This window comes from Marinobacter sp., from assembly GCF_035268745.1.
Taxonomy (GTDB): Bacteria; Pseudomonadota; Gammaproteobacteria; order Pseudomonadales; family Oleiphilaceae; genus Marinobacter.
This window is the reverse complement of the sequence record NZ_DATFKH010000057.1, coordinates 159,455-172,815: the sequence shown is the minus strand read 5'-3', so window position 1 is coordinate 172,815 and position 13,361 is coordinate 159,455. Positions and strand designations below refer to the sequence as shown.

The 13,361-nt window shown below is 58.3% G+C and carries 11 protein-coding genes; 7 read left to right on the top strand and 4 right to left on the bottom strand.

Going from position 1 to position 13,361, the window contains the following annotated elements:
• A partial coding sequence (locus VJ956_RS05585; RefSeq protein ID WP_324082612.1) for an RNA polymerase sigma factor occupies positions 1-284 on the bottom strand: 284 nt, incomplete at its 3' end.
• A 325-nt stretch (positions 285-609) separates the two neighbouring features.
• Between VJ956_RS05585 and VJ956_RS05580 the strand changes: the two genes are divergently transcribed.
• Positions 610-1,539 (top strand): DUF4382 domain-containing protein, encoded by a 930-nt coding sequence (locus VJ956_RS05580; protein ID WP_324082609.1) that lies wholly within the window; start codon positions 610-612, stop codon positions 1,537-1,539.
• 56 nt (positions 1,540-1,595) lie between these two features.
• On the opposite strand, the gene VJ956_RS05575 is transcribed toward VJ956_RS05580, so the two are convergent.
• Together VJ956_RS05575 and mrcB are read right to left on the bottom strand one after the other, a co-directional pair.
• Entirely contained in the window at positions 1,596-2,150 is a 555-nt protein-coding gene (locus VJ956_RS05575) for a tetratricopeptide repeat protein (RefSeq protein ID WP_324082607.1), read from the bottom strand.
• On the bottom strand, positions 2,147-4,465 hold the full coding sequence (gene mrcB / locus VJ956_RS05570; protein WP_324082605.1) for a penicillin-binding protein 1B: 2,319 nt from the start codon (positions 4,463-4,465) through the stop codon (positions 2,147-2,149). The genes VJ956_RS05575 and mrcB overlap by 4 nt, the downstream gene beginning before the upstream one ends.
• A gap of 133 nt (positions 4,466-4,598) precedes the next feature.
• Between mrcB and VJ956_RS05565 the strand changes: the two genes are divergently transcribed.
• Complete coding sequence (locus VJ956_RS05565; RefSeq protein ID WP_324082603.1) at positions 4,599-6,176, top strand: AAA family ATPase; 1,578 nt, start codon at positions 4,599-4,601, stop codon at positions 6,174-6,176.
• Here the strand turns inward: VJ956_RS05565 and sfsA are convergent, their stop codons facing one another.
• Positions 6,177-6,905, bottom strand: coding sequence for a DNA/RNA nuclease SfsA (gene sfsA / locus VJ956_RS05560; RefSeq protein ID WP_324082601.1), 729 nt, complete (start codon positions 6,903-6,905; stop codon positions 6,177-6,179).
• Positions 6,906-7,083: 178 nt separating this feature from the next.
• On the opposite strand from sfsA, the gene dksA reads away from it, so the two are divergent.
• The 5 genes from dksA to VJ956_RS05535 are packed head-to-tail and all read left to right on the top strand — an operon-like array spanning position 7,084 to position 13,019.
• Positions 7,084-7,524, top strand: a complete 441-nt coding sequence (dksA, locus tag VJ956_RS05555) for an RNA polymerase-binding protein DksA (RefSeq protein WP_324082598.1) — start codon at positions 7,084-7,086, stop codon at positions 7,522-7,524.
• Positions 7,525-7,550: 26 nt separating this feature from the next.
• Positions 7,551-8,429 (top strand): tRNA glutamyl-Q(34) synthetase GluQRS, encoded by an 879-nt coding sequence (gene gluQRS, locus VJ956_RS05550; RefSeq protein WP_324082596.1) that lies wholly within the window; start codon positions 7,551-7,553, stop codon positions 8,427-8,429.
• A 50-nt stretch (positions 8,430-8,479) separates the two neighbouring features.
• Positions 8,480-8,656, top strand: a complete 177-nt coding sequence (locus VJ956_RS05545) for a hypothetical protein (protein WP_324082593.1) — start codon at positions 8,480-8,482, stop codon at positions 8,654-8,656.
• Complete coding sequence (locus tag VJ956_RS05540; protein WP_324082591.1) at positions 8,646-11,603, top strand: ATP-binding protein; 2,958 nt, start codon at positions 8,646-8,648, stop codon at positions 11,601-11,603. The genes VJ956_RS05545 and VJ956_RS05540 overlap by 11 nt, the downstream gene beginning before the upstream one ends.
• 6 nt (positions 11,604-11,609) lie before the next feature.
• Positions 11,610-13,019, top strand: coding sequence for a sigma-54 dependent transcriptional regulator (locus VJ956_RS05535; RefSeq protein ID WP_324082589.1), 1,410 nt, complete (start codon positions 11,610-11,612; stop codon positions 13,017-13,019).
• Positions 13,020-13,361: the final 342 nt, after the last annotated feature.

Here is a 13,361-nt window from a genome sequence, read left to right as displayed (position 1 = left end):
GCAAAGTCCAGCTGCTCGGTTATATCGGGCAAATCAGCAGGCTGATTATCCAGCAGATCTGATTCACCAGCAGGGGCAATGTCGCTTATCACCCAATCAGCGCGTCGGCCCCTGCGCCTCACGGAATCAATGAACTGTCGATAAAGCACCCGGTTCAGCCATGGCCGGAGCTGGTCAACCGCTTCAAGCTCTTCCAGCCGGTGGTATAACTTGACCACCACATCCTGAACCAGATCCTCAGCGTCCTGCTGCTGGCCGGTAAGCCGGAAGGCGAAGCGGTACATAGGCTCCAGGTGTTGCTGAACCAGCCGCTCGAATCGTTTTGAACGGTTAGGTTTAAAGGGTAGTAATGCCAATTCCGCTGCCCGCGCGCTCGTCAAATAATGAGTGTTGGAAAGAGCATAACTGCATCACCGCGCCAAGTATATTCCGGGACATTTTTCTTTGAGCGCTCCAACCAGCGACCTTAGCCGCCATTTTAACAAACAGTAACGACATAGAATGGAACCTCACGGCACGCAATGTCGTTCTTCTGGTAGAGACCGATTTACCTTTGGCAATTAAGCGATAGTCGGCAAAACCTGACATTGCAAGTAACGGAGCTCCACTATGAAACAGTCCGTCAAATTTTTTACCGTCGCAACACTCGCCAGCGCAATGGCCGCCTGCGGTGGGGGCGGCAGTGGCGATGGCAGTGTAAGCGGCAGTGCCACCGCCGGAGAAACTGGCAGCCTGAGCGTTGGACTGACGGACGCACCAGTAGACAGCGCGCAGGAAGTCAACATCGAGGTAACTGCGCTGGTACTCAACCCCGCCGGCGGCAAGCACATCAGGTTTGAACTCGAGTTCCCGCAGCCGATAAACCTACTGGACCTTCAGGGTGGCGAATTTGAAAACCTTATAATCGATGAAGAAGTGCAGGCCGGCCGATACAACTGGATGCGACTTGAGCTTGGCAGTAATAACACGGTCGTTATCGATGAGGTCGCCGACGGCAGTGCTGCCAGAAATTCTTATCCACTCACGACGCCATCGGCAAGGGGCGTTCAGACTTCGAAGTTTACAGTCCCGGCCGGAGGGGAAGTCAGTCTCACCATTGATTTCGATGTGCGCAAGTCACTGGTCAACCCAGGTGGCAAAGGCAGCTACAAGCTCAAGCCCGTGCTCAGACTGGTCGACAACTCGGAAGTCGGCAGGATCAAGGGACAAGTGTTCGGTAATCTGATCGATCAGGAGTGCGGTGATGCGTTTATCGCTGATCAATTCGCAGGCAACGTCTACGTTCATGCAGACACCAGCCTTGAACCAGATGACATCGGCAGCGCAAACGAGCCGCTGACTGTCGCTCCAGTCAAAGCGAATGGGGAAGGGACTTTCGTAGCAGCGTTTATACCGGCTGGCGATTACAAAGTGAGCTACTCCTGCGGCAATGACCTTGTCGAGAATGACGACGACATCAGCTTTGTTGATGTGCAAACAGTCACCGTTATGGCCGATGCGATAACAGCCGTAGACCTTGACATCCAGAGTTCACAATAAAACCCCGAAAACCCGGTCGGCTGACCTTACCGCAGCCGACCGCCATTTCCGAGGCTTCACAGGTTGGCGGCACGAGCCTCTGCCTGATCAGCGCCTGCCACATTGCCACGAGCCCGGCGAATATCCGCCAGCAACAGCCAGCCATTGCGCTGCAGCGACGCATCGTTTCCGGCCAGCGACAAACCTTTCAGCGCAAACTGTTCAGCGGACCCGAGCTGATCAAGCGCCACATAAGCCTCCGACAGCCTGAAATAGACAGTCGACGACCGCGGCGCAATTCGCTGTGCACGCTCAAGTTGACTGACCGCTGCCTGGGCATCACCGGAAGCCAGCAGGCTGTCTGCCCTCTGAATCAGGCCCCGTGCTGCCGGTGGCAGGGCATCACCCTCTTGCTGGTAAGCCGGCGCCATGCGCTCGTCTTCCGGCTGTTCACTTTTACGCTCCACTCTCGGTTCGCCAGCGCCGGTTTCGATCCGCGGCGGTTTTGGTGCCTCGGGTTCTTCCGAACTGGCCGGGACATAGATCGAACCGCCGCCCGGCCCCGCAGCACAGGCCGACAGGAGACCTGCCATTGCCAATACGGCGGAGTGTCTGATCAGTTTTGACGTCATCTGAATAATCCTTCAAACCAGCCCTGCACACGGCGCTGAATACTGCCGCCACAGGAGATTTCAATCTCGGGCTCGCTGCCCACGATAAATGGCATAAGGCGCGCATTCCGGCAGCCTTCATCCGTTAATGCAGCCTGCTCCGAATTGACCCAGTGATAGCCAACGCCGTCCGGAACCACCGGTGAAAATCCGTGCTGCGGCACCCGGGCCATGAACCCGGCCCACACCGGCAAGGCACCCGTTGCGCCGCTGAGCGACGTGGGCCCGTTATCATCCCGGCCCACCCAGGTCACCGCCAGCAGATCGCCGCTGAAGCCGGCAAACCAGGAGTCCCGGCCGCCGTCTGTGGTGCCGGTTTTCCCCGCCAGGGTCAGTGCTTCCGGTACGGTCCGGTAAGCCGAGCTCCCCGTACCCTCCTGCATGGTTTCCTGCAGGGCATACTGGATCAGGTGGACAGACCCCGCATCCGCCACCTGCTTTACCTTCAGACTATAGCGACTCAACGCTTCACCGCCAGCGTCGGTGACCTGGCGAATGGTTCGCAGCGGTGTGTTGAAGCCGGAAGTCGCCAGCCCCTGATAAATCTGTGCCACGGTCACTGGCGCCATCGAAACCGAGCCCAGTAACAGCGAGGGGTATCCGGAAATTTCGCCGTCAACACCAAAATCCTGCAGCGTGGTTCGCACTGTATCTACCCCGACATCCAGACCCACCCTGACGGTCGGCAGGTTATAGGAATTCGACAATGCCCGGTGCAGCGGCACCTCGCCCCGCTCCTCCCCATCGTAATTTTTTGGCTCCCAGCGGCGGCCATCGTCAAACACCAGAGAGAAGGACCTGTCCTCGACCGGGGTAACCAGGGTGTACTTGTCCGGATGCTGCAATGCCGTCAGATAAACGAAAGGTTTGACCAGTGAGCCGATGGGCCGCATCGCATCCACCGCACGATTGAAACCGGCGAACTGCGGGTCACGCCCACCCACCAGGGCCAGCACTTCACCGCTGTCTCTTGCGGTAACGACCATTGCCGATTCCAGCGCGCGTTCGGAATCCGGGTCCATGGATGTCAGCGTGTCACTGACAGCAGATTCCGCAGCGTACTGGATGTCCGGGTTGAGGGTGGTAAAAATCCGCAGGCCCTCGCTCTCCAGGTCTTCCCGGCGGTAATCACGGGCAAGGTGGCGCCGCACCAGATCGATATAGGCGGGATACCGGTTCTCGGAATAAGAGGCCCTGGCGGATACCCCCAGCGGTTGCCCCCGGGCACGGGAGGCTTCCTGCTCGCTAATCAGACCGGTGTCGGCCATCACCCGAAGCACCAGGTCACGGCGGGACCTGGCCCGGTCCGGATGCCGTCGCGGATTGTAATAGGACGGCCCCTTTACAAGTCCCACCAGCAAGGCGATCTGATGACTTTTCAGGTCGGTAATCGACTCGCCGAAATAGAACTGGCTTGCCAGCCCGAACCCGTGAATCGCCCGGGTGCCGGCCTGGCCGACGTAGACCTCATTTATGTAGGTTTCGAGAATATCGTCCTTGTCATAGTGCAGTTCCAGCAACAGTGCCATCAGCGCTTCGTTAGCCTTCCTCAGCAGAGTCTGATCCCGGGTCAGGAAGAAATTCTTGACCAGTTGCTGGGTAAGGGTGCTGCCGCCCTGAACAATACTGCCGGCACGGATATTGGCCAGCATTGCCCGCCCGATCGACAGCGGCGCAATGCCGAAGTGATCATAGAAATCACGATCCTCAACCGCCAACAGGGCACCGCGGAACAGTTCCGGTACGTTCTGAAGCTGCACCAGCACCCGGTCTTCCTTGTGCGCCGGGTAAATACCGCCAATCTGCGCCGGCTCCAGGCGAACGATGGCCGATGGCGGCCCGGCCGTTACGGTGAATTCCCGGACCTTGTCATTGAAGATGACCAGAGACAGGCGCCGCCGGGGTTCCTGGCCATCGCTGAAGCGGAAACCGCGGGTGTAAATCTCGAATTGCCCGCCGTTGCGACGGTAGGTTCCGCCCGAGTCCGACCGGCCGAGGCGATAGCCTGCCAGCTCCAGCTCACGTTGCAGCCCGCTTGCGGTAACGCTGGCGCCGTCATACAGCTCCAGCGGTCGGGCGTATACCCGCGAGGGCACTTCGAACCGCCGACCCTCAAAGCGGGAGGTCACCACCGCGTCGAGATAGGCCGTCCAGGCAGCAAGCAGTACCAGGACAACAAGGGAGACACGAACAACAAGCCGCCAGAACCAGGGCTGTTTATTGCGGCTGCCGGAGCGCTTGCGCGGCGTTCTCTTTGCGGGGGCGTTTTTTCTCATGGCGGGATTATACCGAATCGGATGTCCGCTGCGGCAACGCATCCTTGTGTCATTTATGTAACCTGACCGTTATGATGGTCACCATGCTAATGCCGCCAAACATGACATTACTGACCATTCCAGGGAGAAGAAAGTGACTGACGTACCATCCAATGACCTGATCAGGGCCCTGCAGAATCCTGAACTGTACGACCACCCGGTTCAGCGGTTTCAGGTTCTGGAAACCCACATTTCATGGGTTATTCTCACGGGTGACTACGCGTACAAGATCAAGAAACCGATGGATTTCGGATTCCTGAATTTCTCCACGCTGGACCGTCGCAAGCATTTCTGCGAAGAAGAGCTGCGCCTGAACAAACGTCTGGCGGATTCACTCTACCTTGAAGTTCTGCCAATTACCGGTTCTGCCGGTGCTCCTTTACTGGGCGGCAGCGGCGAGGCGTTCGAATACGCCATCCGGATGCGCCAGTTTGATCAGCATGAACTGTTTGACAAGCAGCAGGAACGGGGCGAACTTGACGCCGGGCAGCTTGCCAGTCTGGCCCGGCAGGTCGCCGAATTTCACGAAACACTACCACCTGTGCCCGACGACAAGCCCCTGGGAACACCCGCTGCGGTTTTCGCCGGCATGCAGGAAAACTTTGATCAGATCCGCCCGATGATTGATGACGAGGCTCTGCTGAACCAGATTGATCATCTGGAGGCCTGGACCCGGGCCACTTTTGAGCGCCTCCAGCCGTTGATCGAACAGCGCCGCGCCGAAGGCTTTGTGCGCGAGTGCCATGGTGATCTGCACCTGGCAAACATTACGGTTTACGAGGGCGAAGTCACTGTTTTTGACTGCATTGAATTCAGCGAGCCGTTTCGCTGGATCGACGTGATCAATGATCTGGCGTTTCTGCTGATGGACCTGGAATCCCGCGGTGAAAATCGTCTGGCCAGTGTGGTGCTGAACCATTACCTGGAATATCGGGGCGACTTCCAGGCACTACCCTTGCTTAACCTGTACAAGGCCTACCGGGCCATGGTTCGCGGCAAAATTGCGCTGTTTACCATGGCCAATCCGTCACTGAGTGACTCCGAAAAGGCTGATCTGATGCAGCGCTTCCGGGAATATGCCCGGCTTGCTGAAGCATACAGCAGCATCCCCAACCCCTATCTGCTGGCAACAACGGGCTTATCTGCCAGCGGAAAGTCCGCCATCAGCAAAGATATGGCAGCGGAACTCGGGCTGGTGCGGCTGCGTTCAGACGTCGAACGCAAGCGCCTTTATGGCCTTGGACCGCTGGATGACAGCAAATCAGGCATCGGCCAGAACCTTTACACTGAAGAAGCCAATCAGCGCACTTACCAGCGGCTGGCAGAACTGGCCCGGGAGCTGTTGCTCGCCGGCATGCCGGTGATTGTCGATGCCGCCTGCCTGAAACAGCAGGAACGGGAATTGCTGACGGAAGTGGCAGAAAGCCTCGGCCTGCCGTTCGCTCTGATTCACTGCGAGGCGCCGGAACAAACCCGCAGGCAATGGATCCGGGAACGGGCCGGGGATGCCTCGGAAGCCTCCGAAGAGCTTCTGGAAGCTCAGGCAGGCTGGTTCGAGCCGCTGACGGACCAGGAGAAAACCCACACAGTGCATCTCTACACTGATCAGGGCCACCTCGCTGAAGCCGTCGCCGATCGCATCCGCCAGCATTTCGGAATACCCGGCAGCTGATCAGGGCTGCAGGCTGACCGGCACCGGTCCGACCAGGGAGAGATCGAGCTCCGGCTCTCCCTCATCTGAAAGCGCGGCCCGATAAGCAAGCAATTCCACCCCGGCGGCCTGAGCCTGTCGCAACAATTTGCCATAGGCGGGATCAATCTGATCCGCCGGTTTTACGACCTCAATGCCACTGTGGTTGACCACAAACAACAACACAGCCCGGGCACCGGCTGCGGCCTGGGCGATCAGTTCCCTGAGGTGTTTCTGGCCCCGGCTTGTCACAGCGTCGGGAAAGTAGCCGGTACCGTCCTTACACAGCGTCACATTTTTTACCTCGACCCAGGCATCAGCCCTGCATTGATGACCCGAAAGGTGAAGGTCAATCCGGCTTTTCTCGCTGCCGTAACGCACTTCAGAACGACACATCGCATAGCCAGCCAGTTCTTCAACAGCTCCCCTCTCAATCGCTTCCCGGGCCTGGGCATTGGGACGTGCAGTATTGATGCAGGCCCAAACGCCCGGAGCGGTTTCCACCAGTTCCCAGGTATATTTCAGCTTGCGCTTCGGATTATCACTGACGCTCAGAATCACCCGGGCATTGGCGGGCTGGCACCCGAGCATGGACCCGGTGTTCGGGCAATGGGCGATTACTTCACTGCCGTCTGAAAGGGTCACATCCGCGAGAAAACGCTTGTAACGGCGGTTCAGTCGCGCTTCGATTATCGGGCCGGGTATCTTCATCTGTGTCTCCGTTCCAAACTCGTTACGACAAGACTGGTACCGCCGTAACTAATCTGCTATTTTCCGCCAATTCCCATTCCAGAGCGAGTGCTTGATCCGGATTCAAACCGCTTGACCACGAGGCTTATGCGGTGGCAAGCAGGCCGTTCCAATAGAGTATTAACAAGAGGCCGGTGCTATGGCTAAGACTGCAGAAAAACCACGCGAACGGATTACCAGCTTTACCCCTTATGAAATGAAGAAGGGGGAAGAATACATGAGTGCCGAAATGCTCGAGCACTTCAAAGGCCTGCTGATGCAATGGAAGCAGGAACTGATGGAAGAAGTTGACCGCACCATGCATCACATGCAGGAAGATGCGGCAAATTACGCAGATCCCAGCGACCGCGCAACCCAGGAAGAGGAATTCAGCCTGGAACTGCGCACCCGGGACCGCGAGCGTAAGCTGATCAAGAAGATCGACCAGACCATCGACCATATCGACAAGGATGACTACGGCTTCTGTGACCAGTGCGGCGTTGAAATCGGTATTCGCCGGCTCGAGGCCCGTCCAACAGCAACGCTGTGCATTGATTGCAAAACCCTCGCCGAGATCCGCGAGCGCCAGACCGGCATTTGACCGGGCGGCAGTTGACCGGCCCTGCCGTGACTGAAGTGTACCGGGGGCGTTTTGCGCCTTCACCCACCGGCCCGCTGCACTTCGGCTCCCTGGTCACGGCCCTGGCGAGCTATCTTGATGCCCGCGCCCATAATGGGGTCTGGCTGGTGCGGATTGAAGATCTGGACCCGCTAAGGGAGTCTCCCGCAGCCACTGAGCAGATTCTCGCCAGCCTTACAGCCCACGGCCTGGAATCGGACGAGCCCGTGCGACTCCAGTCCCGGCACCACCAGCGTTACCAGCAAATCATTGATAACCTCCTGCAACACGGTCGCGCCTACCGCTGCATCTGTTCCCGCCGGCAGCTTCAGGAAAGTCAGGGCAGGCACCCCAACCGGTGTCGGAAAGGCTCCATTACTGCTGACCGGGTTAACCACCAACCCTGCGCCGTCCGGTTTGCGCTTGAGGACGAGGATGCCCACTGGCAGGATCAGTTGCTGGGACCGCAATGTCAGCAGATTCGTGGCGAAATCGACGATCCTGTCATTCGTCGCAAGGAAGGTTTTTATGCCTACCAGCTTGCGGTGGTGGCCGATGATATTGATCAGCAGATCACCCGGGTGGTTCGCGGTTCAGACCTGCTGGACATGACTGCCCAGCAGTGCCAGATCTACCGGACCCTGGGTTCGAGAGCACCTGCCTGGCTGCATATACCGGTGATCCTTAACGGACAGGGCCAGAAACTGAGCAAACAGAACCTGGCGCCGGCGCTGGACAATCTCAGGCCTGGCGAAAACCTGCTATCTGCCCTTGTCGCGCTGGCACAGGACGTGTCCGACTTTACCACAACCGACCCGGTGGCCCATATTCTGCAGACAGCCGCGGCCCGCTGGCAGCCATCACGGATTCACCTGACAGCCCGGTAAACCGCGTGTTATAACCTTTCACTCATGCGGCAGTGGGGATATCTCTTCTGATGTATATCTACCGTCTGGTCTTTCTTCTGGTATTGGCCATCTATTTTTTCTCGCCCAACATTGTGGATTGGTGGGCTCCCCCGGGGAGCGCCTGGTACAAACCCTATATTATCTGGGGCGGGTTGATTGCCATGGGCTTCTGGCTCGAATGGCGGCGGGACCCCAATGAGTTTTAGTGCTTCCAGCCTGCTCACTGCCAGCTTTTTTTATCTGCTGTTGCTGTTCGGCATTGCCTGGATAACAGAACGGGGACTACTGCCACGAAGCTGGGCCCGACACCCTCTGGTTTATACCCTCAGCCTCGGTGTCTTCGCCGGGATCTGGGCGGTATACGCTGCCGTGGCCGCGGCGGCGGAATACGGCTACGGTTTTCTGGCCTATTACCTGGGCATCAGCGGTGCGTTTCTGCTGGCACCGGTGCTGCTCAATCCCATCCTGCGCATCGGCCGCGCCTATCAGCTCAGTTCGCTGGCGGATCTGTTTGCCTACCGCTACCGCAGCCAGTGGTCGGGCACACTGGTTACCCTCTGTTCCGGTGCCGCCGTGCTGGCTCTGCTCAGCATGCAGATCAAGGCCGTGTCGACTTCCGCCAGTCTGCTGGCGCCCGATACTCCACCGTTGCTGATCAGCGTCGCGTTCAGCCTGATCGTGGTGCTGTTTGCCATGCTTTTCGGTGCCAACAGGGACCAGGGCTCGGACAGTCATCAAGGGCTGGTGGTCGCCATCGCGTTTGATTCTCTGGTCAAACTGGTGTCGTTGCTATTGCTGGGCGGAGTCATACTGTTCAGTGTTTTCGGAGGCATGTCCGGACTGGAAAACTGGCTGGCGAATCATGCCCATCCCGATAATGCGATGGCGCTGCGGGGTGACGAGGGAAGCTGGCGCGCCCTGATGCTGATGTCTTTCGCCGGGGCTCTGGTACTGCCGCACATGTACCATATGATTTTCAGTGAAAACCCCTCTCCCAGGGCACTGGCCAAAGCGAGCTGGGGCCTGCCGCTTTACCTGCTGCTGCTCGGGCTGCCGGTACCACTGGTGCTGTGGGGCGGCCAGGCGGTGGCAGCCGGCAGCGATCCGGGGTTTTTTGCCATTGCCGTGGCCCAGGCGGTGCAGAGCCCGGCGCTGACGCTGCTGGTGTACATTGCCGGCCTGTCCGCCGCAAGTGGCCTGATGATCGTCAGTACCCTGGCGCTGGCAGGGATGGTGCTCAACCATGTGGTTCTGCCATTGCGCACCCCGAAAGACCAGGGCGACATCTACCACTGGCTGCGAAGGGTCAAACGCGTTCTCATTGCCGCAACGATTCTCACGGCGCTTCTGTTTCATGAAACTCTTGGCAAGCATCTTCAACTTTCGGTCCTCGGCATCATATCGCTGTCCGGAGTGCTTCAGCTGCTGCCCGGCGCGCTCGGCGTCATCTACTGGCGGGAAGGTAACCGCCGCGGCCTGAACGCGGGTCTTTGCGCCGGCCTGGCTATCTGGCTGCTGACGCTGGTATTGCCCCTGTCGGACACCGCCGATGTTCTGGCCGTGCTGGGTTCACCGCTGACCCCCGACCCCGGTAACGCTCATATCTTTATCTTCCTGAGCCTGGCGTCGAACATCCTGGTGTTTGCTCTGGTGTCGGTAATCAGTGCCAGCACACCAGAAGAGTCCAGCGCCGCAGAAGCCTGTTCGGTAGGCGCACTGTCACGCCCACGGCGGCGGGAACTGCTGGCCACCTCCTCTGAGGATTTCATCATCCAGCTTGCCACGCCCCTGGGCATGGATGTCGCCAGGCGGGAGGTTGAACGTGCGCTGCAGCAGCTCAGGCTGCCCCGCATCGAATACCGTCCATACCAGCTTCGCCGCCTCAGAGACAGGATAGAAGCGAATCTCTCCGGACTCTTCGGGCCAGCCGTCGCCCGGGATCTGGTGAAGCGGAACCTGGATTTCAAACCCATGGCCGGGGGCGGAACCGGTCAGGACATCCGCTATGTGGAACGCGCCCTGGGCGATTACGCGAACCGTCTCACCGGCCTTGCCGGGGAACTCGACAACCTGCGTCGACACTATCGCCAGACTCTTCACAACCTGCCGATTCCTGCCTGCTCAATGGGCGATGACGGCGAGATTCTGATGTGGAACAACGCCATGGAGACACTAACGGGCATCACCGCTGAGGACGTCGTGGGGGCAAAACTGCTGGCGCTGCCAGAACACTGGCACCTGTTGCTGGACGATTTCATTGGCGGGGATGATCTGCACCGCTATAAGCACCGTCTTGATCTGGGCGGCCGTCCGCACTGGCTGAACCTGCATAAAGCGGCTCTTGGCGGCCCGGATCATCCCGAGGGCGGCAATATCATCATGGTGGAAGACCAGACCGAAATCCGGTTGCTGGAAGGCGAGCTTATGCATAGCGAGCGCCTGGCATCCGTCGGACGGCTGGCAGCGGGCGTTGCCCATGAAATCGGCAATCCCGTCACCGGTATCTCCTCCCTCGCCCAGAATCTGAAACTGGAAACCGACGACCCCGACATTCTGTCGGCCGCCGATCAGATCCAGCAGCAGACCCGCCGGATTTCAACCATTCTGCAGTCATTGATGAATTTTGCCCGCACCGGTAATCACGCTCACGCCAATCGCTACGAGCCTGTGCAGATCCGCCGCTGTGTCGACGAATCCATTAACCTGCTGTCCCTGAGCGACAAAGGCCTCGGCATCCGATACCGCAACGACTGCCAGGACGACCTCATGGTTCTGGGGGATGAGCAGCGGCTGGTTCAGGTATTCATCAACCTGCTGGCAAACGCCCGGGATGCATCACCCGAGGGCGGGGACGTTTTAATCAGTGGAAAGCGGGACGGCTACTCCGCTATTATCGAAGTCTCCGATAACGGCTCCGGCATTCCGCCGCAACAACTGGACCATATTTTCGAGCCCTTCTACACCACCAAAGCGCCCAACCAGGGAACCGGCCTGGGATTATCACTGGTCTACAGCATTGTAGAAGAGCACTACGGCAACATTCAGGTTAACAGCCCACTGAGTCCCGGCTCCGGCGGAACGTCTTTACGGATAAGGCTGCCCGCCTACGAACCGGATACAGGTCGCATCATCAGCCAGAACCAAAGGTCATAAACGGTTATGCCTCGCATTCTGATAGTGGAAGACGAAGAGATTATACGTTCAGCGATACGTAAGCTTCTGACTCACGCCGGTTACGACATTGCTGATGCAGACTCGGTGGAAGAAGCCACCGAGCACCAGCAGCCAAGCCAGTTTGACCTGATTATCTCGGACCTCAGGTTGCCCGGCGCACCCGGCACAGAACTGATCAGACGTGCACCGGATACGCCGGTTCTGATCATGACCAGCTACGCCAGCCTGCGATCGGCAGTGGATTCCATGAAAATGGGCGCGGTTGAATACCTTGCCAAACCCTTTGACCACGACGAAATGCTGGAAGTCGTCAGCAAGATACTGGCACGCCAGAAGCCGAAGCGGGCGCTGCCGCCAGCCCCGGACAAAGCGATTAACGAGCCGGGACCAGTCGACAGTGATCCTGCCAGCCTGATGTATGGTAATTGCGATGCCATGGAGAAAGTCTTCACATTGATTCGCAAAGTGGCGCCCACCGAAACCACCGTTCTGATCCGCGGGGAGTCCGGCACCGGCAAGGAGCTGGCGGCCCGCGCACTTCACCTGATGAGCCCAAGAGCGTCCAACCCGATGATTTCAGTCAATTGTGCCGCTATTCCGGAGAGCCTGATCGAATCCGAGTTGTTCGGTCATGAAAAAGGCGCCTTTACCGGTGCGGTATCGGAGAGAACCGGCCTGATCGAAGCTGCGGATGGCGGCAGCCTGTTCCTCGACGAAATCGGCGAGCTGCCGGCAGAAGCCCAGGCCCGTTTGTTGCGGGTGTTACAGGAGGGTGAAATCCGCAAGGTTGGTTCAACCCAGAGCCGCCGGGTGGACGTGCGGATGATTGCGGCAACCCACCGCAACCTGAAAGCCATGACCAGAACAGGGGGGTTTCGGGAAGATCTTTATTACCGCCTGAACGTCATGCAGATTCGCATACCACCGCTGCGTGAACGCCTGCCGGACATCCTTGGCCTGGCGCAGAATTTTCTGCGCAGCCAGGGTGAAAAGATGGGCAAGCCTTCGCTGAATCTGACCCCTGAAGCCATGAGGGTCCTGGAGCGTCACCGCTGGCCGGGGAATGTACGGGAACTCGAGAACGCCATTGAGCGCGCCACCATTCTCTGCGACGAGGGTCTGATTACACCTGCACTGCTGGACCTTGAGGACGCCGCTGACGACGTCGAGATTCCGCAAACCCTGGTGGACGGCAATCATCAACAGGCTCGCTGCCGGGATACTGACGCCTCAAACGACCTCTCGCTGGAGGACTATTTCCAGCATTTCGTGCTTGAAAACCAGGACCGCATGAGCGAGACCGAGCTGGCCCAGAAACTGGGTATCAGCCGGAAGTCGTTGTGGGAGCGTCGGCAGCGTCTGGGCATTCCCCGTAAAAAGAATGCAGCGAACTGAGCCGGCCTGTGTCGGTAACCCATTACCGCAAAATATGAACGGTCGCTCATTTGTTACCAGGTGTTCCTCACGGTAACACTTGCTTTCAGTTTTATCTTAAGACCAGTAACACCTTTGCCATCCCGGCAGTGCTTTATAAAGGTTGCGGAATACTAACCTGTTGTTAGTAAAGCACGTTTAAAAGCTGGCACATACCCTGCTGCAGTTTTTCGGAACTAAAAACAAAAACAGCAATGATCTGGCAGCGCCAAAACAAAAACAAAAAGCTGCGGAGCAACGTTCATCAACAAAAACAGTAAGAGAACGTGTGCGAACTGAGTGTTTTGGGTACTTGCTTTTTAG